The sequence below is a fragment of the Vineibacter terrae genome (genome assembly GCF_008039615.1).
In the GTDB taxonomy this organism is placed as follows: Bacteria; Pseudomonadota; Alphaproteobacteria; order Reyranellales; family Reyranellaceae; genus Vineibacter; species Vineibacter terrae.
Genome location: NZ_VDUZ01000006.1, coordinates 47,091 through 68,347 on the forward strand (window position 1 = coordinate 47,091; position 21,257 = coordinate 68,347).

Consider the following 21,257-nt stretch of genomic DNA (forward strand, 5'->3'; position numbering starts at 1 on the left):
GTCCTCCCTCAGGCGTTTCGCAGGTAGCGGTCGATCGCATGCGCTGCGCGCTTGCCGTCCTGCACCGCGCTCACGGTGAGATCGGGGCCCGCGACACAGTCGCCGCCGGCCCAGACATCGGGCAGCGAGGTGCGGCCTTCGGCGTCGACGGCGATGCGGCCGGCCTGCAGCTCAAGCAGGGCCTGTCCGCCTTCGCTCACGGGCGCGGCCACGAACACCTGTCCGATCGCCTTGAACAGCATGTCCGTTTCCAAGGTGAAGCGGCGGCCCGGGCCGCCGGCGGCGGTCGACTCGAATTCGGCCGCGGCCAGCCGTCCGCTATCGCCGATCAGGCGCACCGGCCGCGCCCAGTGCCGGATGCGAACGCCGTTGGTCTGGGCGAAATCCTGCTCATGACCCGTTGCGCCCATGTTCTGCGGCCCGCGACGATAGACGATCGTGACATCCTCGGCGCCCAGCCGTCGCGCCTGCACCGCGATGTCGATTGCGGTGTTGCCGCCGCCGATCACCACCACGCGCCGGCCGATGGACAGTGCCGACTTGTCGTCGGCCTGACGCAGCCGCTCGATATAGGCCACCGCGTCCTCGACCCCGGCCAGCGCTTCATTGTCCAGCTGCAGCGCGTTCACGCCGCCGAGGCCGGTGCCGATAAACACCGCGTCGTGGTCGCGGCGCAGCTGGGCGAGGGTCACGTCGCGCCCCAGCGCCTGGCCGGTCCGCAGCTCGATGCCGCCCAACGACAGGATGAAGCCGACTTCACGCTGGGCGAAATCGTGCGGCACCTTGTAGGCGGCCACGCCGTGCTCGTTGAGGCCGCCGGCCTTGGGCCGCGCCTCGAACACCGTGACGGCATGGCCCAGCAGCGCCAGACGATGGGCGCAGGCCAGCCCCGCCGGGCCGGCACCGACGACAGCGACCGTCTTGCCGCTGGACTTGGCGCGCTGGAACGGCTGGATGCCTCTGTCGAGCAGCCAGTCGGTGGCGTAGCGCTGCAGGGCACCGATATTGACCGGCTTGCCTTCCTGCGCCGTGCGCACACAGGCCTGCTCGCACAGGATCTCCGTCGGGCAGACGCGGGCGCAGGCGCCGCCCATGATGTTCTCTTCCAGGATGGTGACGGCCGAGCCCTTGACGTTGTCGGTCGCGATCTTGCGGATGAAGCCTGGTATGTCGATGCCGGTCGGGCAGGCCTCCAGGCAGGGCGCGTCGTGGCAGAAATAGCAGCGGCTGGCCTCGACCAGCGCCCGCTTGCGGTCGAGCGGCGCCTCGATGTCGTCGAAGTTGCGCTGGTACTGGTCGGCAGAAAGCCGATTGGCCGCGATATCACCGATGTCTGGCATCGTCGCCCTGGCCTTCGGATGGCATGTCCGCGGGGCCGGCTGGATGCCGGCGTGCCTTCCTCTTGCGAATCACAGTAGTCAAGAACTGACCAAACGGTCAAGATTTAGGGATGAGCAAGCGAGCCCAGGGAAGGGGCGGCAGCATCCGCGCCCGCAACGAGGCGCGTATCCTGGTCGCCGCCGAGGCGGTCTTTGCTGAAGCCGGGTTCCAAGGCGCTACCACGGCGGCGATCGCTGCCCGGGCCAAGCTGCCCAAGGCCAACCTGCACTACTACTTCGGCACCAAGCAGGCGCTGTACCGCGCCGTGCTGGCCAATATCCTGGATCTTTGGTTGGGGGCGCTCGACGCCATCCGCGCCGATCGGCAACCCGCCGAAGCGCTGCGTGACTACATCAGCAGCAAGATGCACTGGTCAAGGCAGCGGCCCAACGCGTCGAAGGTGTTCGCCAACGAGATCCTGCACGGCGCGCCGCAGCTCGGCGGCTATCTGGCGACGGATCTGCGCCGCCGCGTGGGGCAGAAAGCCGTAGTGCTGCGGCGCTGGGCGCGGCAGGGCCTGATGGATCCGGTCGACCCGGTGCATCTCGTTTTCACCCTCTGGGCGATGACACAGCACTATGCTGACTTCGAGATGCAGGTGCGGGCCGTCCTGGGGCGCCAGCGGCTGACCGAGGCCGACTACACCGCAGCGACCGACACGATCGTGAAGCTGGTCCTTGATGGCTGCAAGGTGACGTCAGGGCCACCCCGCAAGGCCGGTCAGGGCCTCAGGAGGTCGCCGTAGGTTTCCGGCCGGCGATCGCGGAAGAACTGCCAGAGGTTGCGCACCTCGCGCACCATCTCGAGGTCCATGTCGGCGGTGACGAGCTCGTCCTTGTCGCTGCTGGCCTGGGCGATGATCTCGCCGCGCGGATTGACGAAATAGCTCGAGCCGTAGAACGTGCCGATGTTCCACGGTGCCTCGGTGCCGATGCGGTTGACCGCGCCGATGTAGCAGCCGTTGGCTACGGCGGCGGCGGGCTGCTCCAGCTCCCACAGATACTGGCTGAGGCCTGCCACCGTGGCGGACGGATTGACGATGTACTCGGCGCCGTTCAGCGCCAGAGCCCGCCATCCCTCGGGGAAGTGGCGATCGTAGCAGATGTAGACGCCCAGCTTGCAGTAAGCGGTCTGGAACACCGGGTAGCTGAGGTTCCCCGGCCGAAAGAAGAACTTTTCGTAGAAGCCGGCCACCTGCGGGATATGCACCTTGCGGTACTTGCCGAGATACTTGCCGTCGGCGTCGATCACGGCGGCCGTGTTGTAGTAGACGCCGGTGATCTCCTCCTCATAGATCGGTGCCACGATCACCATGGCATGCTTGCGGGCCAGCTCCTGCATCAGCGTCACGGTCGGGCCGTCGGGGATCCGCTCGACGGCGGCATACCATTTGCTGTCCTGGCTCGGACAGAAATAGGGCTGGGTGAACACCTCCTGCATGCACAGGACCTGCACGCCTTGCCGCGCGGCGGCCTCGATCAACGGCGTGTGCGCCTCGATCATGTGCCTGCGGATGACGGCCGGCTCCAGGTTGGTGCCGCCTTTGAGCTGCATCTGGATCAGTCCGCCCTTGAGCGTGGTCATGGTGCGCTCCCGGCGCCGCGATCGGGCGCCGGTGCATCCTGGCACGAAATACAGGCGGCAGCGACTGGCGAGGTCAGAGCTGCGGCCGTGGTCGGACCGCTACAGGGCGGTGGTGACGGACGAGCCGAAGAGGAAATTGGACACAAAGCCGACGAGAAGGATGCCGATAGCGATCAACCCGATAAGCGTCGCGTAATCCAGGATGGTTCTCCCCAACGCCGCAATCCGGCGAGAGCGGTCGTTCATCTGCCCGGTCGGTTCGGCTGCATGGGCTCGCGCTTCATACATGTCCCGAGGGTTCATAAAGTCTCTCCCGTCCAGAACCTTGGTGTCGGCTGATGGGCTCGGCGGCATGCCCGTACTGCATGGGACATGCATCTTGCCGATTTCCCCGACCACGGTACGGCCGGCTGGCAGCTTGCCCCGCGGCGCCGATCCTGCGCGGTCTTGCTGGACCAATGCCGCAGAACCGGATTGGTTGCCAGCGGTGGGTCCACGAGCCACAAGATTCTTACAGCGAGCAGTCGCCTTTGACGGTAAACTCTTCACGTGCAACGCAAACACTCCCTCGTTGCACGGGGTGTGCACAGGGAGGCTGCCGACTGGAGCGGCCCATGGCGCGAAGCGCTGATGCGCGTACCCTCAAGCGGATGGTCGAGGATCTCGACGATGCGCTCGAGTTCAACCTTCCTTTCATCGCCACGGCCGAGAGTGACGCTTGGCAGCAGGTGCACGAGCTTTTGCGGTTGATCGGACATTTTGCCGACGAAGCGCACGCGCCTGACATGGTCTGGCGTGATGCCGAGGCGAGCCTGCAGGAGCTGCACGAAGCGCTGCTGGCTGCAGTCTCCCGCGGCCGCGACCAAGCGCGGCAGGCGGCTGACCCGGCGCAGCCAGCGAGCTAGACCGCAATCAGTGAAGCGCTCCGGCGGCAAGTTGAATGTCGTCGCTCACCTCGATGGACGTCTCGATCGCGATGCGCAGCGCTGCGATCAGGGTATCGAGCGCCAGGCTCGGGCTGCCGGGATGGCGGGCCGCCTGCTCCGGCAGGTAAGGTATGTGGATGAAGCCCGCGCGATGCACACCGCGGTGCGTCGTCTCCGCGAGATGGCGCAGCACATAGAAAGTGTGGTTGCAAACGAATGTGCCGGCGGTGTTGGACACCTGCGCCGGCAATCCGGCGCGACGCAGGCGCTGCAGGATCGCCTTTACGGGCAGCGTGGTGAAATAGGCCGCGGGCGCGCCGGCCACGACCGGCCGGTCGATGGGTTGCGCACCATCATTGTCGGCAATCCGCGCGTCGTCGACATTGATGGCGATGCGTTCCAGCGACACGTCGACCCGGCCTCCGGCTTGGCCGACGCAGATCACGATTTCCGGTGCAAGCGCCGTCAGCTCGTGGTCGAGGGCGTCGCGGACGGCACCGAAGGCACAAGGCAGCCGGCGCGCCACGACGGCATGTGATCCGCTGCGCCATCCGTCCAGCCGGCGCGCGACCTCCCAGGCCGGATTGATGCTCTCGCCGTCGAACGGCTCGAAGCCCGTGACCAGAACCCGCTTCACGCCCCGCAGCCTCCATGCTTGTGGCCGACCGTCGCGCCACGAACGGGAGCGCATCGTAGACCCGTCCTGCCCCGGGCTGTACGATTTTGTCGGTTCATGGCGCCGTTCGCCGAGAAGCCCCAGGACGACAGAGGAACACCCGAGAAATGATCCAGCGTAAGCAAGCGATGATCGTGGCGCCGCAGCCCGAGGCGGCCGAGGCGGGGGCCGAGATGCTCAAGGCCGGTGGCAATGCCGTCGACGCCGGCATTGCCTGCGCCCTGGTGCAGGGCGTGGTCGACCCGATGATGTGCGGGATCGCGGGCTTCGGCAGCTGCGGCATCTACATGCCGGCAAAGAAGTTTCATGGCTATATCGATGCGCACGCCCCGGCGCCGTTGGCGGCGCGGCCCGAGATGTGGGCCAACCTGATCGAGAGCGAGGCGCGCGACGGCTACGGCTTCATCTTGAAAGGCCGGGTCAACGATATCGGCTATCGCTCGATTTGCGCGCCGGCGAACCTGCGCATGTACTACGCCGCTCAGCGTGCGCATGGCGCGCTGCCATGGGCGCAGGTGGTGGAGCCGGCCATCCACTGGGCGGAGCATGGCTGGACCGTGCGGCCACACGTGCATTTCTGGTGGGCCGATGAAGGCGCCATGGGGCGCGCGCCCAATCACGAGCGTCTGCGCTTCACGCCGGCCGCGCGCCGCCTCTACTGCCGCGACGACGGCTCACCCAAGCGCGTGGGCGATACGGTGATCAACCGTGACTATGCCGCCGTGCTGCGCCGGATCGCCGAAGGCGGCGCCGATGTCTTCTATGAAGGTGAGATTGCCCACGCCATCGCCGATGATATGAAACGGCATGATGGCCTGATCTCGCTGGACGACCTCAGGCAGTGGCAGCCGGCCCACAATGCGCCGCTCTGGGGCTCCTATCGCGACTGGCGGGTGTCGAGCAACCCGCCGCCGGGCGGCGGCGTGATGCTGATCCAGATGCTGAACATCCTGGAGCATTTCGATCTCGCTGCGCTGGAGCATAATTCGGTCGAATACGTCCGGGTGGTGGCCGAGGCCATGAAGCGGGCCACGATCGACAAGGACCTGCATGTCGGCGATCCGAAGTTCGTCGATGTGCCGGTCGCCCGGCTCATCTCGAAAGACTATGCGCGCGAATCGGCCGACGAGATCCGGCGTGGGGTCAAGGCGAGCGTGCCGCGTTTCAACGCCGGCACGCCGACCAAGGACACCACGCATATCTCGGCGATCGACAAGGACGGCAACTGCTTCACGATGACCCATTCGCTGGGCATGCCCTCGGGAGTCATCACCGATGGCCTGGGCTTCATGTACAACGGCTGCATGGGCGTCTTCGATCCGCGGCCGGGGCGCGCCGGCAGCATCGCGCCGGGCAAGGCGCGCTTCAGCTCCGTGGTGCCGTCGATCGTGTTCAAGGGCGACAAGCCGGAGCTGATCATCGGTGCGCCGGGCGCAACGCAGATCGCCATGGGTGTCCTGCACGTGGTGTTGAACGCGCTCGACCATCGCATGACCATGGTCGAGGCGGTGTCGGCGGCGCGCTTCTCGGCGACGAGCGATGCCATCGATATCGCCAACCGGATCCCCTGGAGCACGGAGCGGGAGCTGCAGGGCCTGGGGTACGAGGTGGTGCGCAGCCCCTATACGTTCGGCTTTGCCGCCGTCCATGCCATTCGGGTCCATCCCGAGGGCCTCGATGGTGGGGCTGATCCGGGCCATGACGGGATCGCGCTCGCCGTGTGACGGCAGCGCGCCGTGAGGGCGGCGGTTACTTCGCGGTAGCCGTCGATACCTGGGCTACCGTGGGTGGTGCTGCGCGACCGGCTGGCTCGGGCGCACGCCACGGCGTGAAGACGAGCGCGGCACCAGCCAGCAAGCCGTAGGCTATCATGGCTGCCGCGATGACCCAGCACAGCATTGTGTAGTCACCACCCCACCGGATCACCAGGGTGGCGCCCACCAGCACCAGGACCAGCCGCGCCGTGGCCGCCAGCACCGGCTCGATGACGCGGCCGGAGCCCTGGGTGGCGAAGTACAGGCAGATGCCGAAACCGAACAGCGCGAAGGTCGGCCCGACCCGCTGCAGATAGGTCGCCGTGGCCTCGCGCAGCAGCGGGTCGGCGGTGTAGAGGCCGCTCCACCATTGCGGCATCACCGCGAAGACGGTGCCAATGATGCCCGAGATCGCCGCCGCGGCCAGCGCGCCGACAAGCGTTATCCGGCGCGCCCGGGCGATCTGGCCGGCGCCGAAATTCATGCCCACCATCGGGACAAGCGCCGCGCCAATGCCGAACACGATCGAGATCTGCAGCATCTCCAGCCGCGCGCCGATGCCGTAGCCGGCGACCGCCGCGGCGCCGAAGCCACCGATGACGCCCGACAGCACCATCACCGCGAAGGCATTCTGCAGGGAGAAGAAGATCGCCACGCCACCCACGCGCAGGATGTCGCGGAACATAGGCCATGACGGCCGCACGCCGGCGACGGCGGGCCGCACGCGGGATTGCGGCGAGAAGAGAAATGCGAGCGTCGTTGCGGCGCCGAGGCCGTTGGCCAGGATGGTCGACCAGCCGATCCCGGCGATGCCGGCCGAGGGGAGGGGACCGACTCCTTGCGTCAGGGCATAGCCCAGCGTCATCTGCACGCCGGCGGTTGCCAGCAGGATCGCTGTCGGCATCGCCATGTTGCCGGTGCCACGCACGATGCTCAGCAAGGTGTTGGCCAGCCAGATCGTCGTGACTCCGGCGAACAGCGTATCAGAATAGCGCAGCGCCAGATCGAGCACGGTGCCGCGTGCACCCATCGCGCCGTAGATCGCCGGACCGAAGCCGCGCATCAGCAGTGTGAACAGCAGCCCGAAGCCGATGGCGATCAGCGTCGCATGCAGGACCAGCGCGCGTGCGCGCGCCAGGTCGCCGGCGCCCAGGGCACGCGCCACCGACGACGACACGCCCCCGCCCATGGCGCCGGTCGACATGGTCTGCATCAGCACGAGGAACGGAAAGACATAGGCATTCGCGGCCAGGGCCTGAGGCCCGAGCGTGCCGACGAACACCGTCTCGACCACGATCACCAGGCTCTGGACGATGACGGTGAAGGCGTTGGGCGCCGCCAGCCGCAGGATCGTCGGCAGGATCGGACCGGTCAGGATCGCCTGTTCGCGGGCGGTGCGCGTAGGAAGCGACGACAAGCTGGATCCTCGCAATCGGGTCGCGTGTAACTACACGTATCTACGGGCCGCGACACCAGAGAATGGCAGTCCGCATGATAAATTTTCCTCATGGATCTGAGGCTGTGCCGCTGCACGGGACCCAGGCTTGACAGCGCGGGTGTCGGCGGAAACTGTGCGTCTCATGAATATCGACGGCAAAGCATACCGCACGATCTGGCTCGCCGATGATGGCCGCTCCGTCGAGGTGATCGACCAGACACGCCTGCCGCATGCGTTTGCCGTCCGCCGCCTGGCCACACTGCCGCAGGCGGCCGACGCCATCCGCACCATGGTGGTGCGCGGGGCGCCATTGATCGGCGCCACCGGCGCTTACGGCCTGGCGTTGGCGATGGCGGAGGACCCGACCGACGCCATGCTGGATCGTGCTTACGCGATCCTGCTGCAGACCCGGCCCACGGCGGTCAACCTGCGCTGGGCGTTGGATGATCTGCGCGACCGGCTGCGGCAATTGCCGCCGGACAAGCGACGTGCAGCGGCCTTTGCCCGCGCTGCTGCGATCTGCGATGAGGACGTCGCGATCTGCCGCGCGATCGGCGACAATGGGCTGCGCTTGATCAGGGACATCGCGGCGCGAAAGCCGGGCGGCGCGCGGATCAATGCGCTCACCCATTGCAACGCCGGCTGGCTGGCCACGGTCGACTGGGGCACGGCGTTGGCACCGATCTATCGGGCGCATGACGAGGGCACCCCGATTCATGTGTGGGTCGATGAGACCCGGCCGCGCAATCAGGGCGCGAGCCTGACCGCATTCGAGCTCGGCCGGCACGGCGTGCCGCACACCGTGATCGCCGACAATGTCGGTGGCCACCTGATGCAGCATGGCATGGTCGATTTCTGCATCGTCGGCACCGACCGCACGACGCGGCGCGGCGATGTCTGCAACAAGATCGGCACCTACCTGAAAGCGCTGGCGGCGCACGACAATGGCGTGCCGTTCTACGTGGCGCTGCCCTATCCCACGATCGACTGGGCGCTCAGCGATGGTGTGCGCGAAATCCCGATCGAGCAGCGCGATGGCCGTGAAGTCTCGCATATCACAGGCCGCACCGAATCAGGCGCCTGTGCCGAGGTGGCGCTGGTGCCCGACGGCAGCGACGTTGCAAACTATGCTTTCGATGTCACGCCGGCGCGGCTGGTCACCGCCCTGATCACCGAGCGCGGTGTCTGCCCGGCGAGCGAGGCGGGGCTGTTGTCGCTCTACCCGGAACGGCGCACCCGTCATTCGGCGTGATCGCCACGGCGATGGCGCCACAACTCCCGCTGGCAGCGCTGGCTCTGATTTGATACGGTTCTTCCGTTTGGGGTGAAAGGCCACTCAATCGCACGTGGCCGCTGTTGGGTTTCTAGCTTTGGCATCATCAGGATTGCTTGCCGCGAGACTGCGCGGGATGAGCAATCTCGTCACAGTCACGGGCAGGCAACGGATCCGGAGGTCTGTGTCATGCCTAGCGAAACGGTAAACTCAGGTGGTATGGCCGGCAGCGTCGCCGAGGCTCGGCTGGACGAGCAATCGCTCCACGCCGTGCCGAACCCGCTGCCCTTGACGCTGGCCGGCATGCTGGCGGCCGTCGGGCCGCAGGCCATCAACTTCGGCATCTCGATCGGCGGCGGCGAGGCCTATCTGCTGCCGAACGTCGCCGCTCGCGGCACCTTGCACATGCACTGGCTGATGACGCTTTCGGTGATCCTCGAGACCGCGCTGGTCTATGAGTGCGTCAAGTACAGCATCTGCACGGGCCGGTCCTTCTTCGCCGCCACCAACGACCTAAGCCGTACGGGTTCTGGCCGGTGTTCTGGGCCGTCGTGACCATCCTGACCTGGGCGTGGCCAGCCTGGATGGGCGGCGCGATTATCGCTGCGGAGCGCTTCACCGGCATCGGCAATCCGCCCATCTGGGGCCTGCCGTGCAGGTTCCCCTTCAGATGGCCACCGTCGCCCAGGGCGTGCTTGGGCCGACGGCGGGATGGCTGATGCTGCTGGTCATCATGGTGACGCTCTATGATGCCCAGTTCCCCTTCTATGACACCTACATCGGACGCACGACCTGCGACGCGATCGCGGTCACTGGAAGGGCACGGCGATCCTACCGCTTCTACTACTTCCTCGTTGTCACGATAGCGGTCGTGGCCGGCCTCTACCTCGTCACCGTCGCGCAGCCCTTCGTCCTCTGGATCGGCGTCGCCATCTCCGCCCTGGTCTATCGATCGATCGGAGCCTGGCAGATCCTGCTGCTGAACAACCGGAGACTCCCTGAAGGGTTCAAGGTCAGTCGCCTCAACACGTGGCTGCTCTGGATCACCGTGGTCACCGGCTTCGGTGGCGTCGGGCTCTGGGCCGTTTTCGTGCTTCCGGGCGAAATTGCCAAGCGGTTCGGGACTTGATCGGCGCGCACCGTCCAAAGGTGATCGAAGGGTTCGCCACGCTGCTGGCGGCCAATGATCGGCTCGCGGCGTCGTCGTATGTTATTTTGCTTTGCGAAATAAAGGATAGTCGATCCGACAGCCAAGCCGGCGAAGCAAGCCGGCGCGGGCAGGCAGTCGTCAGTACCGGCCCGCCGAGAGCAGGGAAGGGAGGCGACTCATGTTCAAGCTCTTGACGGCGGCCTTCCTGGCCGCAACCGCCATATCTTTCGGTGTGCCGCCGGCGACCGCGCAGGACAAGATCCGCTGGAAGATGCAGAGCGCGTTCGGCAGCCAGCTGCCGCATCTGGGCCCGCCGGCCATACGCTTCACCAAGGACATCGAGGTGATGTCTGCCGGCAAATTCGAGATCAAATTCTACGAGCCCGGCGCGCTGGTGCCGCCGCTGGAAAGGCTCGATCGAGTCATGCTGGACCACGCCAGGCTACCATACCGGCAAGTATCCAGCGCTTGCCTTCTTCACCACCGTGCCGTTCGGGCCGGGGATCGGCGAGTTCCTGGCGTGGAAGTGGCACGGCGGCGGCAACAAGCTGCGTGACGAGATCTACGCCCAGCATGGCCTGAAGGCGTTTGACTGCTTCTGCATCGGCCCCGAGACGTCGGGCTGGTTCCGCAAGGAGGTCAAGGGCATTGAGGACATGAAGGGCATCAAGATGCGCTTCTTCGGGCTCGGCGCGCGGGTGATGGAGAAGATGGGTGTGTCGACCCAGCTGCTGGCGGCGGCCGACATCTTCCCGGCGCTGGAGCGCGGCGTGATCGACGCCACCGAGTTCTCGATGCCGACGATGGACATCCAGCTCGGCTTCCACCAGATCGCGAAGTACAACTACTTCCCGGGCTGGCACCAGCAGGTGTCGTGCAGCGAGTTCCTGATGAACGCCAAGGCGTTCGATGCGCTGCCCGCACACTACAAGGCGATGATCGAGGTTGCAGCGCAGGCGCAGGTGATCTTCACGTATGCCGAGACCGAGGCGTCGCAATTCGGTCCGATGCAGGAGATGCAGGCCAAGCACGGCGTGCAGATTCGTCGCTGGAGCGACAAGGATCTGGCAGCGTATGAGAAGGCTTGGCTCGAGGTGATCGCCGAGGATTCAGCCAAGGATCCACTGTTCAAGAAGATCGCCGATCACTACCTGGACTTCCGCAAGAAGTACGCCGTGTGGGGCGAGTCGCAGACGATGAAGGCGACCTACCTCAACAGCAAGTAACGGCACGCCACGGCATGGTGACGGCCGGGCATCGATAAACAACCGATGCCCGGCAGCTCGTTTGCGGATTGAGGTGCACGCGAACGGATCTACCGACTTCCGGACGCGTCCGCCTGCGCTGCCTGACGGGGGTCGACGCCATGAAGACAGTGCTTGCGATCGCCGAGGCCATCCGCCGGACGCTCGAGTGGATTGCCTTTGCGTCGGGCTGGCTGATGGTGATCATGGCCACCGTCATCACCTTCGACGTTCTGGCGCGCAAGGCAGGCCTGGAGCTCCCTTACACCAAGCTGCAGGAGCTCGAATGGCATTTCCATGCCGCCATCTTCTCGCTGTGGATGGGCTATTGCTATACAATCAACGCCCATCCCCGCGTCGATTCACTCACCGAGCACCTCAGCCTGCGCCGCAAGGCCTGGATCGAGCTGGCCGGCTGCGTGCTGTTCGCGATGCCGTACGTCATGCTTGTGTCCTGGTACAGCCTCGACTTCGTGGCCCAGTCGTATCGGTTGAATGAGATGTCCGACGCCGCGGTCGGGCTCACGCATCGCTGGGTGCTCAAGGGTATCTATGCCGCCGGCTTGTGGATGGTGGTGGCCGGCATCCTGAGCGTGCTGCTCCGCGTGATCGCCTTCCTGTTCGGCGGTCGGCCGCAGGAAGAGGTCAATCTGCAAATCGGCCATACGGTCGCGGAAGTTTAGGGGGGCTGCCGTGCTCGATTGGCTCGCCGACAACCTCGCCTTGATCATGTTCGTGGCGATGTTTTTCGTCATCTTCTGCGGCTACTCCGTGGGTTACGTGATGGGGGGATGGCGCTGGTCTTTGCCGTGCTGGGTTCGTGGCTGGGGGTGTTCAGGCTCATCAGCCTGTCTGACGTCGTTCTGCGCATGTGGGGTCAGGTGGCGATAGACCCGGTATTGGCCTCGGTCCCGATGTTCATCTTCATGGGGTCGATTCTCGAACGGTCGGGATCGGCCAAAGCGATGCTGGATGCAACCGAGGTGATGCTGAAGCGGGTTCCGGGGGCGCTGGCCGTGGCCGTGATGGCGATGGGCACCATCCTCGCCGCACCGATCGGCGTGGTCGGTGCTGCCGTGGTCACGCTCTCGGTGATCGCGCTGCCGCAGATGCTTAAAGCGGGCTACGACAAGCGGCTTGCGATTGGCACCATTGCCTCGGCCGGCACCTTGGGCATCCTTATCCCGCCGGCAATCATGCTGGTGGTCATGGCCGACATGCTAGGCACGTCGGCCGGCTATCTGTTCCTGTCGTCGATCATGCCGGGCTTCCTGCTCTCGGGCCTCTACATGCTTTACATCCTGGGCGTCGCCGTTCTGCGTCCGGGCGCGGCGCCCAAGCTGACGGCGGAATACGGGCCGCAGAGCCGCAGAGAATTCTGGTGGACGCTCTGGCGCGGAATGTTCCCGATGACGGCGCTGATGGTGATCGTGCTCGGCTCGATCTTCGCCGGCTGGGCGACGCCCACCGAGAGTGGCGGTGTCGGCGTGCTGGGCTCGATGCTGATCGCGGCCCTGAACAATCGTCTGAACATCAAGATGCTGAACGAGGCCATCCGCTCGGCCTGTCGTGCCAATGGCCTGGTGTTCATGATCTTCCTTGGCGCGACCGGATTCTCCCTGGTCTTCCGGCTGTTAGGCGGCGACGAACTGATGATCTCGACCCTGTTGGGCCTGGGAGTTGACACCAAGTGGGAGATGCTCATCTTCGTGATGATCCTGATCTTCCTACTGGGCTTTCCCTTCGAGTGGATCGAGATTTGCCTGATCGTGCTGCCGATCTTCGGGCCGATCCTGGCCAAGTATGACTTTTCCGACCATCTTGGTGCCGGTGCGGGCCAGGCGCATCTGCTGACCTGGTTCGGGACGATCGTCGCGGTCAACCTGCAGACCGCGTTCATGACTCCGCCTTTCGGCGCCACGCTGTTCTACATGAAGGGCACGGCGCCGCCCGGAGTCACCATGAATGACGTGTACCGCGGCATGTACCCCTTCGTCGCCCTGCAGGTTGTCGGGCTGCTGCTTTGCATCTACTACCCCAGCATCAGTCTGTGGCTCCCCAGGCTGGCCGGCTTCCTTGACTAGGGCCGTGTGCTGCGGCAGGGGAGGGGTGGTTCCCCCTCCCGAGTGCCGGGTATGACGAAGGCAAAACAACCCGTTGCGGCAAGGCCCACCGAAGCCACGCTGCGTCGTGCCTTGATCGGTACCTGTCGCCGGATGAATGCCCTGGGCATCAACCAGGGAACGTCGGGGAACGCCAGCGTACGGATCGGTCGCGACCGGTTCCTCATCACACCCAGTGGCGTGTCGTATGACGCCATGCTGCCGGCGCAGATCCCGACCATGACCTTGAGCGGGCGCTGGTACGGCGCGCGACGGCCGTCGTCGGAATGGCGCTTTCACCGCGACATCCTCGCAGCACGGGCTGACGCGGGTGCGGTGATCCATACGCATGGGCCGCTGGCCACGACCTTGGCGGTGCTGCGTCGCGATATCCCGCCTTTCCACTACATGGTGGCGGTGGCGGGCGGCGACTCGATCCGCTGCGCGCCTTACGCCACTTTCGGCACCCAGGCGCTGAGTGACTTGGCGCTGGCGGCGCTCGCGGGCCGCCGCGCTTGCCTGCTGGCCAATCACGGGCTGATCGCCATCGGCGCCACGCTCGAAAAGGCGCTGGCGCTGGCGGTCGAGGTCGAGGCGCTGGCGGGCATGTACCTGCGCGCCTGCGCCATCGGCGAGCCGGCGCTGCTGTCGGCGGCGCAGATGGCCGAGGCCTTGGCGTTGTTCCGTACCTACGGCACGCCGGATTTTCCGGACGCCGATCTGGTCCATGCCGGGACACGCCTGCCACGTGGGTAGCCGGCGCCCAGGGGACAGTGTCCGAAAACCGCGAGACGGCGGCGGGGCGGCGGAGGATGATGGTTTCATGGACCTCGATCATGACGCCTGCTACCGCGCCATCCAGACGCGCGATGCCCGCTTTGACGGACGCCTGTTTGTCGCCGTCAAGACGACCGGGATCTACTGCCGGCCGATCTGTCCGGCGCGCACGCCCAAGCGCGAGAACGTCCTGTTCTTTTCAACCGCCACGGCTGCGCAGGGAGCGGGCTTCAGGCCCTGTCTGCGTTGTCGGCCGGAAACCTCGCCCGATCTTGCTGCCTGGCGCGGCACGTCCAACACTGTCTCGCGGGCGCTGGCGCTGATCGAAAGCGGCGCGCTGGATGCCGCCGACGTCGAGGCGCTGGCCGATCGCCTGGGGGTCGGCGAGCGTCAGCTGCGGCGGCTCTTCCGCCAGCACCTTGGCGCCTCGCCGGTCGCGGTGGCGCAGACACGGCGCGTGCTGCTGGCCAAGCAGCTGATCCACGACACGCAGCTGTCGATGGCCCATGTTGCCTTGGCGGCCGGGTTCGGCAGCGTGCGCCGCTTCAACGAGACCTTCCAGCAGCTCTTCGACCGGCCGCCGATCGCTCTGCGGCGAAGCCGGGCGACGCAAGCGGTGAGCACCGGCGGCGGGGCTGTGTCCGTGACGCTGGCCTATCGGCCGCCTTACGACTGGAGCGCGATGCTGACGTTCCTGGCGGCGCGCGCGATCCCCGGTGTGGAGGTCGTCTCGGGCGACCGCTACGCGCGCACGATCGCGATCGGCGACGGCAAGGGCACGCTCATGGTCGAGCCCACCGCCAATGCACGCGTCAAGGCGACCGTCCGCTTCCCGCATTTGCGCGCGCTGCCGACGATCATCGCCCGCGTGCGGCGCGTGTTCGACCTGGCGGCCGATCCTGTCGCGATCGGTGCCCATCTGGCGCAGGATCCCACCTTGGCGCCGCTGGTCGCCGCACGCCCGGGACTGCGTGTGCCCGGCGCCTGGGATGGCTTCGAGCTCGCCGTGCGCGCTGTCCTGGGTCAGCAGATCACGGTCGCAGCGGCGACCGGGCTCGCCGGCAAGCTGGTACGAGCCCATGGCGAGGCGCTGCCATCGCCGGACGGTGCGATGCCGGGCTTGACGCACGTGTTTCCCGCGCCCGGGACGCTGGCGGCGGCGGATGTCGCCGCGCTGGGCATGCCGGGCGCACGTGCCGCAGCGCTGCGGTCGCTGGCCGCGGCGGTGGTGGCGGATCCGCTGATCTTCGGTCCGCGGCGCAGCCTTGACGAGGCGATCGCCCGCCTGCAGTCGTTGGCCGGCGTCGGTGAGTGGACGGCGCAATACATCGCCATGCGCGAGCTGCGCGAGCCCGATGCCTTTCCGGCCAGCGACATCGGCCTGCTGCGTGCCATGGCTGACGGCGCCGGAGCGCGGCCGTCGCCGGCGCAGCTGCTGGCCCGCGCCGAGGCGTGGCGGCCGTGGCGCGCCTATGCAGCGCTGCATCTGTGGGCCGCCGATGCCCGGAATGCGATCATCGACAGGGAGACAACCGATGCCCGCCGCGCCGCCTGACCGCTTTCGCCTCGACCGCCTCAAGACGCCGATCGGCGAGGCGCTGCTCGTCACCGACGGCGATGGGCATCTGCGCATGCTCGACTGGAGCGATTTCGAAACACGCCTGGAGCGGTTGCTGCGCCGGCAATACGGCGCCGTCGACCTCATGCCCGGCCGTGCACCGGCCGACATGCGCCATGCGCTGGACAGCTACTTTTCCGGCGATCTTGCGCAGCTTCGCGCTATCAGCTGGCGCACTGCCGGCACGCCGTTCCAGCGCAAGGTGTGGAAGGCGCTGTGCAGCATCCCGGCTGGCGAGACGTTGAGCTACGGGGCGCTTGCGGCCAGGCTTGGTATTCCGCGTGCCATGCGCGCCGTTGGCCTTGCCAACGGAGCCAATCCGATCAGCGTGGTTGTGCCTTGCCATCGGGTGATCGGCTCCGATGGTTCGCTGACCGGCTACGGCGGCGGCCTCGACCGCAAGCGCTGGCTGCTGACGCACGAGGGCGCTGCGTTTCGCGACAAGCCGCAGCCGGGAGCGCTGGCGGCGTAGAATGCAAGCGCGAGCTTCTGGCTCGCGCTTGCAGGTCAGAAACGCACCAGACCCCAGTCGTCGATCGGCTCGAAGCCGAGCGCACGATAGGCGCGCTGTGCTGCGTTGTTGCTCACGTCGGTGAACAGCACGGCGCGGTCGGCGCCGGCCTGCCGCGCCCGCAGCAGGCTGCCGGCGACCGCCACGCGTGCGAAGCCGCGGGCGCGGCCGAATGGTGGCGTGTAGACGCCGCCGACCTGCACCACGTCGGGCAGCGCCGCGTTGAAGCCCGTGAAGGCGACCGGCCGGCCCTGGGCTTCGACCACCCAGGCACGGCCTTCAGCGTGCAGCGCCGCGACATCCTGCGCCGCGACATCCCAGGTCGTGGCCGTGCGCGGCAGGTCGAACATCTCGACGAGGTATTCCACGCGCCACGCTGCCAGCAGAGGCAGATCGTCGTCGCCCATGCTGCGCACCGTGATGTCACCGGCCGACAGGGCCTGTGGCACGACCAGCTCGGTGAGCGGCAGCGCGAACAGGATCTCACGCGCGCAGCGCTTGGCGATCCGGCCGCGGACTGTCGGATGCATCAGGGTCGCGGCAACCTGGTCCCAGCTGCCGACGACGCCGACGATCTTGCGTCCGGATGCTGCCAGCGCCGCATCGAGCAGGACACGCACGTCGTGACCTCCGCTGGGGACGAGCGGCATCACGTTGCCGTTCCAGTAGTGGGCGACGACACCGACGACCTCGTCGTTGACCAGGGCGGCGGCATAGGTGCCGCCGTAGCGGCGCCCGTCATCGATGGCGCCGGCATGGCGCAGGTTGGAGCGCTGGAAGAGAGTGAGGTCGGGGTTGTCGGCGAAGAAGGCCTCGAGGCGCGGCTCGTCGCCGGCACCCAGGATACGGATATCGAACGCGCTCATATGGACCCCCTTTTGATCGTGCCGACCGGGGGTCGCTCGGGGATGATGGGTCCCCGAAAACGAAACGCCCGGCGCAACAGCCGGGCGTTGGTGCTGTCTAGAGGCGGACCGCTACTTCTTGGCCGCCAGCCCGATGTTGCCGAATTTTTCTTTGAATCGCGACATGCGACCGCCGCGGTCCACGATCTTGTTGACGCCAGTCCATGCCGGATGGGTCTTCTGGTCGATGTCCAGCCGCAAGGTCGCTCCCGGCTTCCCATAGGTGGAGCGGGTCTTGAACGACGTGCCGTCGGTCATGACGACCGTAAGCTCGTGATAGTCGGGGTGAATGCCTTGCTTCATGACGGATCTCTGCGTGCGAGGGGCGCCTTATATAGGAGGCGGTGCCGCGGGGCAAGGCCATTGCGCTCCCTCGCGACGGATTGTCTGCGGGGATGTGTCATGCGTCGACAGGCTCGCTTGTTGATACCCGGGACGCCTGCTATAGGGCGCGGCAACACATGCAATTTCAATGACTTGGGTCGATCAACCCATGACTGCCAGCTTCGACGTGACCGCCACGCGCCTGCTTGACCGCTTCGCCGATCGGCTGGAGGCCGCCTTGGCCGATGTCGCCGAGGTCGACTATGAGGGCGGCATCCTGAACGTGGCCCTGGATGGCGGCGGCACCTACGTGATCAACAAGCACGCGCCGACGCAGCAGGTATGGGTCTCCTCGCCTCAATCCGGTGCGTGGCATTTCGCCCTGGATGCCAAATCGGGCGCCTGGCGGGATACGCGGCAGGGGCAGGATCTGGTCGCGCTGCTGACGCGCGAGCTGGCCGCTGCGACCGGCATTGATGTTGTTCTTGGCTAGAGGTCGTGCAGGGCATGGCCACCAATACTGCTGAATCGGGCAAACGACGCGACCTGCGGCCGCTGCGCCTGCTGTTTCCCTATCTGCGGCCATATCGCAGCCGCGTGGCGCTGGCGTTGCTGGCGCTGTTCGTGGCGGCCGTCACGGTGCTCGCGTTCGGGGCTTGCCTGCGAGCTCTGATCGATCTCGGTTTCGCCGCCGGCCGCAGCGATATCCTCGACTACGCCCTGGCATCCCTGCTGGTGGCGGTGGCGGTCCTGGCGGCGGCGTCGGCAGGGCGCTTCTACTTCGTTTCCTGGCTCGGCGAGCGTGTGGTCGCTGACCTGCGCCGCGACGGCTTTGCGCATGTGCTGAAGCTCAGCCCGGCATGGTTCGAAACCGCGCGCACCGGCGACGTGATGAGCCGGCTGACGACCGACACGACCCTGATCGAGCAGGTGGTGGGCTCGTCGGTGTCGGTGGCCGTCCGCAACATGCTGATGTTCATCGGCGGCACCATCATGCTGGTGATCACCAGCCCGCGGCTGACCGTGCTGGCGCTGGCGGTGGTGCCGCTGGCGGTGGTGCCGATCATCGTGCTGGGCCGTCGCGTGCGGCGCCTGTCGCGGCTGAGCCAGGAGCGCATCGCCGACGTCACCGCCTATGCCGGCGAGCGGGTCGATGCGATCCGCACCGTGCAGTCGTTCGGCCACGAGCAGCGCGAGGCGCAACATTTCTCGGGCCTGGTCGAGGCCGCCTTCAGCACGGCGCGCAGCCGCATCCTGCAGCGTGCGATCCTGACCGGCATCGTGATCCTGCTGGTGTTCGGCGCGGTCGGGGTGCTGCTGTGGATCGGGGGGCGCGATGTGCTGAGTGGCCGGATCACGGCCGGCGACCTTTCGGCGTTCGTGTTCTACGCCGTGGTCGCGGCCGGCTCGGCCGGCGCCATCAGCGAGGTGGTTGGCGACCTGCAGCGCGCCGCCGGCGCCGCCGAGCGGATCGCCGAGCTGCTGGCGACGCGCTCGCCGGTCGTCGAGCCGGCGACGCCGGCAGCGCTGCCGGCGTCGGCCGGTGGGGCGATCGCCTTCGAGGGCGTCTCCTTCCGCTATCCGGCCCGGCCCGACACGGCGGCGCTGGATCATTTTGCGTTGTCGGTGGCGGCGGGCGAAAGCGTGGCGCTGGTCGGTCCCTCAGGCGCCGGCAAGACGACGGTGTTCAGCCTGCTGCAGCGCTTCTATGATCCGCAGGCCGGCAAGATCCGGCTCGACGGCGTTGACATCAGCCAGGTGCGTCTGGCCGACCTGCGGGCGCGCATGGCGATCGTGCCACAGGAGCCGGTGCTGTTCTCGGCCAGCGCGCTCGACAACATCCGCTACGGCCGGCCCGAGGCGAGCGACGCCGAGGTCCGCGCCGCGGCCGAAACCGCCCATGCGCTCGGGTTCCTGGAAGCGCTGCCGCAGGGGCTGGCGACGTTCCTGGGCGAGCGCGGCGTGCGCCTGTCGGGCGGCCAGCGCCAGCGCATCGCGATTGCGCGGGCCATCCTGCGCGATCCCGACGTGCTGCTCCTGGACGAGGCCACCAGCGCGCTGGATGCCGAGAGCGAGCTGGCCGTGCAGACGGCGCTGGACCGCCTGACCAGGAACCGTACCACGCTGATCGTGGCCCACCGGCTGGCGACCGTGCTGAAGGCCGATCGTATCGTGGTCCTGGACCAGGGCCGCATCGTCGACAGCGGCACGCACCGCGAGCTCGCCGCCCGCGGCGGTCTCTATGCCCGCCTCGCCGAGCTGCAGTTCGACCGCGCAGCGGAGTGAGGTTTCTCAAGTCCGGAGGTGGACCATAGGCCAGGAAGGGCGCTTGCGAGCATCCTGCTATTTTTCTCCAGGGTGATTTCGGTTCACCGAGTTCCTGGCGCAGGCCGTCCATCTGGCGCTTGAGGCGGGGGAGGTCGGATGTGACAGTGTTCCAGACCTTTGACGCGTCAACCGCCCAATACACGTGGACAAGGAAATTCCTCATGCCCCTGGGCAAATGCCACGGTATCTCAGGATGGGCAGAGGCAATCTGCGGTGCCACCCGTTGAAGGTTTCCTGCCGCTTCGCCAATGATTTCGAAATTGCGAATGACTGCGTCGTGTACCAGGCGTGACGCTATACTAGAAACTCGGCCTCGGTCAGCGCGGACGTATAGGTTTCGATACGCTCGATCGCCTCGAGTATGTGGGAAACGTAGTCGGGCGCCCGCAACGCCTTCATACGGGCTGGGCCTCTCGTTCGATTTGCTCGCAAATTCGCGTGGGCATGCCGCCCGTCGTTTGAACATCAATCGGGATTTGGAGCAGATCCTCAATTTCACAGAACATCGCAGAGAGATCGAACAGCGTCATCCGTTGACCGGGCCCCGGATCCACCAAGAGGTCAAGGTCGCTGTCTTCAGTATCGGTTCCGCGTAGGACCGAACCAAACACACGCGGGTTGGCACCCCGATGCCGGGTGACGATGGAGCGAATCTCGTTACGGTAACGCTCAAGCAGGACAGATGGCCGAACATGGCGACGCGGCCGACCGTTGGTCAAAGTCGCCGGTTCATGCGCCTGCTGGCGTCCCGATACAGCCTCGGTCATGGGACCCTGCCTCCTCGACCAAGCGGAATGCCGAATCTGTGATCATCTTAGCACAAAGCAGGCTGCGGCCGGCGGTCCGTTTGCTCTGGCTGATTACACCGGCACCAGGGCGGCGGCGACGCGGCGACCTTCGGCCAGCAGCACATTGTAGGTGCGGCAGGCGGCGCCGGTATCCATGACCTCGAGCACGATGCCGTGCGCCTTCAGCGCCGCGCGCTTCGACGGCGGGAAGAAGACGGCCTTTGCCCCGCAGCCGACCAGCAGCACCTCGACCGGCGGCGTGGCGCTGATGACGGCCGCGAGGTTGTCCGGCGCGATATCCACCGCGGCCGCGACCGCCCAGGCCAGGGTCTGCTGCGGCAGCACCAGTACGGCGCCCTGGTGGTCGACATCGCTGATGCGAAAATGCCCGGGCCCGTAGGTCTGGATCAGCTGCCGATCGCGCGGATCAGGCGTCGGCAGGGTCTTGTCGGTAGGCAGGGACATCATGTCCCTCCGTG

At 66.7% G+C, this 21,257-nt stretch carries 23 protein-coding genes and 1 pseudogene; 14 read left to right on the forward strand and 10 right to left on the reverse strand.

Going from position 1 to position 21,257, the window contains the following annotated elements:
• Nucleotides 1-8 precede the first annotated feature (8 nt).
• Nucleotides 9-1,340, reverse strand: coding sequence for an NAD(P)-dependent oxidoreductase (locus FHP25_RS06980; protein ID WP_147846200.1), 1,332 nt, complete (start codon nt 1,338-1,340; stop codon nt 9-11).
• Between the two features lie 110 nt (nt 1,341-1,450).
• Here FHP25_RS06980 and FHP25_RS06985 point away from each other — a divergent pair, with 110 nt between their 5' ends.
• Nucleotides 1,451-2,125 (forward strand): TetR family transcriptional regulator C-terminal domain-containing protein, encoded by a 675-nt coding sequence (locus FHP25_RS06985; protein ID WP_147846201.1) that lies wholly within the window; start codon nt 1,451-1,453, stop codon nt 2,123-2,125.
• On the opposite strand, the gene FHP25_RS06990 is transcribed toward FHP25_RS06985, so the two are convergent.
• Nucleotides 2,101-2,964 carry a nitrilase-related carbon-nitrogen hydrolase gene (locus tag FHP25_RS06990; RefSeq protein WP_147846202.1) on the reverse strand — a complete coding sequence of 288 codons (864 nt, stop codon included), beginning with the start codon at nt 2,962-2,964 and terminating at the stop codon, nt 2,101-2,103. The genes FHP25_RS06985 and FHP25_RS06990 overlap by 25 nt on opposite strands.
• 99 nt (nt 2,965-3,063) lie before the next feature.
• Nucleotides 3,064-3,267 (reverse strand): hypothetical protein, encoded by a 204-nt coding sequence (locus FHP25_RS06995; RefSeq protein WP_178133349.1) that lies wholly within the window; start codon nt 3,265-3,267, stop codon nt 3,064-3,066.
• A gap of 347 nt (nt 3,268-3,614) precedes the next feature.
• Here FHP25_RS06995 and FHP25_RS07000 point away from each other — a divergent pair, with 347 nt between their 5' ends.
• Nucleotides 3,615-3,869, forward strand: a complete 255-nt coding sequence (locus FHP25_RS07000) for a hypothetical protein (RefSeq protein ID WP_147846204.1) — start codon at nt 3,615-3,617, stop codon at nt 3,867-3,869.
• 7 nt (nt 3,870-3,876) lie between these two features.
• Here FHP25_RS07000 and pcp read toward each other — a convergent pair whose 3' ends face one another.
• On the reverse strand, nt 3,877-4,527 hold the full coding sequence (gene pcp, locus FHP25_RS07005) for a pyroglutamyl-peptidase I (RefSeq protein WP_147846205.1): 651 nt from the start codon (nt 4,525-4,527) through the stop codon (nt 3,877-3,879).
• 146 nt (nt 4,528-4,673) lie between these two features.
• Here pcp and FHP25_RS07010 point away from each other — a divergent pair, with 146 nt between their 5' ends.
• Nucleotides 4,674-6,290, forward strand: a complete 1,617-nt coding sequence (locus tag FHP25_RS07010) for a gamma-glutamyltransferase family protein (RefSeq protein ID WP_218578243.1) — start codon at nt 4,674-4,676, stop codon at nt 6,288-6,290.
• A 25-nt stretch (nt 6,291-6,315) separates the two neighbouring features.
• Here the strand turns inward: FHP25_RS07010 and FHP25_RS07015 are convergent, their stop codons facing one another.
• On the reverse strand, nt 6,316-7,737 hold the full coding sequence (locus FHP25_RS07015; RefSeq protein ID WP_178133350.1) for an MATE family efflux transporter: 1,422 nt from the start codon (nt 7,735-7,737) through the stop codon (nt 6,316-6,318).
• A 163-nt stretch (nt 7,738-7,900) separates the two neighbouring features.
• Here FHP25_RS07015 and mtnA point away from each other — a divergent pair, with 163 nt between their 5' ends.
• The 9 genes from mtnA to FHP25_RS07060 all read left to right on the forward strand — a co-directional run bounded on the left by mtnA (nt 7,901) and on the right by FHP25_RS07060 (nt 16,394).
• Nucleotides 7,901-9,010, forward strand: coding sequence for an S-methyl-5-thioribose-1-phosphate isomerase (mtnA, locus tag FHP25_RS07020; protein WP_147846207.1), 1,110 nt, complete (start codon nt 7,901-7,903; stop codon nt 9,008-9,010).
• Between the two features lie 210 nt (nt 9,011-9,220).
• On the forward strand, nt 9,221-9,586 hold the full coding sequence (locus tag FHP25_RS07025; protein ID WP_178133351.1) for a hypothetical protein: 366 nt from the start codon (nt 9,221-9,223) through the stop codon (nt 9,584-9,586).
• A gap of 115 nt (nt 9,587-9,701) precedes the next feature.
• Nucleotides 9,702-10,160, forward strand: coding sequence for a hypothetical protein (locus FHP25_RS07030; RefSeq protein WP_178133352.1), 459 nt, complete (start codon nt 9,702-9,704; stop codon nt 10,158-10,160).
• Between the two features lie 437 nt (nt 10,161-10,597).
• The gene (locus FHP25_RS07035; protein WP_231712237.1) at nt 10,598-11,407 is read left to right on the forward strand and encodes a TRAP transporter substrate-binding protein; all 810 of its coding nucleotides are present in this window, start codon (nt 10,598-10,600) and stop codon (nt 11,405-11,407) included.
• Between the two features lie 140 nt (nt 11,408-11,547).
• On the forward strand, nt 11,548-12,108 hold the full coding sequence (locus tag FHP25_RS07040) for a TRAP transporter small permease subunit (protein WP_147846210.1): 561 nt from the start codon (nt 11,548-11,550) through the stop codon (nt 12,106-12,108).
• Between the two features lie 108 nt (nt 12,109-12,216).
• Complete coding sequence (locus FHP25_RS07045) at nt 12,217-13,509, forward strand: TRAP transporter large permease (protein ID WP_147846211.1); 1,293 nt, start codon at nt 12,217-12,219, stop codon at nt 13,507-13,509.
• A 51-nt stretch (nt 13,510-13,560) separates the two neighbouring features.
• Nucleotides 13,561-14,283 carry a class II aldolase/adducin family protein gene (locus FHP25_RS07050; protein ID WP_147846212.1) on the forward strand — a complete coding sequence of 241 codons (723 nt, stop codon included), beginning with the start codon at nt 13,561-13,563 and terminating at the stop codon, nt 14,281-14,283.
• A 67-nt stretch (nt 14,284-14,350) separates the two neighbouring features.
• Nucleotides 14,351-15,859: a DNA-3-methyladenine glycosylase 2 family protein gene (locus tag FHP25_RS42430; RefSeq protein ID WP_147846213.1), complete on the forward strand. Its 1,509-nt coding sequence runs from the start codon at nt 14,351-14,353 to the stop codon at nt 15,857-15,859.
• On the forward strand, nt 15,840-16,394 hold the full coding sequence (locus FHP25_RS07060; protein WP_147846214.1) for a methylated-DNA--[protein]-cysteine S-methyltransferase: 555 nt from the start codon (nt 15,840-15,842) through the stop codon (nt 16,392-16,394). The genes FHP25_RS42430 and FHP25_RS07060 overlap by 20 nt, the downstream gene beginning before the upstream one ends.
• A 35-nt stretch (nt 16,395-16,429) precedes the next feature.
• Here FHP25_RS07060 and FHP25_RS07065 read toward each other — a convergent pair whose 3' ends face one another.
• Nucleotides 16,430-17,299 carry a GNAT family N-acetyltransferase gene (locus FHP25_RS07065; RefSeq protein ID WP_147846215.1) on the reverse strand — a complete coding sequence of 290 codons (870 nt, stop codon included), beginning with the start codon at nt 17,297-17,299 and terminating at the stop codon, nt 16,430-16,432.
• A gap of 111 nt (nt 17,300-17,410) precedes the next feature.
• Nucleotides 17,411-17,641, reverse strand: a complete 231-nt coding sequence (gene rpmE / locus FHP25_RS07070; protein WP_147846216.1) for a 50S ribosomal protein L31 — start codon at nt 17,639-17,641, stop codon at nt 17,411-17,413.
• Nucleotides 17,642-17,831: 190 nt separating this feature from the next.
• On the opposite strand from rpmE, the gene cyaY reads away from it, so the two are divergent.
• Nucleotides 17,832-18,155: an iron donor protein CyaY gene (gene cyaY, locus FHP25_RS07075; RefSeq protein ID WP_178133353.1), complete on the forward strand. Its 324-nt coding sequence runs from the start codon at nt 17,832-17,834 to the stop codon at nt 18,153-18,155.
• A 14-nt stretch (nt 18,156-18,169) separates the two neighbouring features.
• Entirely contained in the window at nt 18,170-19,948 is a 1,779-nt protein-coding gene (locus FHP25_RS07080; RefSeq protein WP_147846218.1) for an ABC transporter transmembrane domain-containing protein, read from the forward strand.
• A 121-nt stretch (nt 19,949-20,069) separates the two neighbouring features.
• On the opposite strand, the pseudogene FHP25_RS42580 reads toward FHP25_RS07080, so the two are convergent.
• From FHP25_RS42580 to FHP25_RS07095, 3 genes and pseudogenes are all read right to left on the reverse strand, one after another.
• Nucleotides 20,070-20,456: pseudogene (locus tag FHP25_RS42580) on the reverse strand (HepT-like ribonuclease domain-containing protein); the annotation flags it as partial.
• Nucleotides 20,386-20,757: a nucleotidyltransferase family protein gene (locus FHP25_RS07090; protein ID WP_147846219.1), complete on the reverse strand. Its 372-nt coding sequence runs from the start codon at nt 20,755-20,757 to the stop codon at nt 20,386-20,388. The gene FHP25_RS07090 and the pseudogene FHP25_RS42580, both read right to left, overlap by 71 nt.
• A gap of 93 nt (nt 20,758-20,850) precedes the next feature.
• Complete coding sequence (locus FHP25_RS07095; protein WP_231712229.1) at nt 20,851-21,246, reverse strand: Mth938-like domain-containing protein; 396 nt, start codon at nt 21,244-21,246, stop codon at nt 20,851-20,853.
• Nucleotides 21,247-21,257 lie beyond the last annotated feature (11 nt).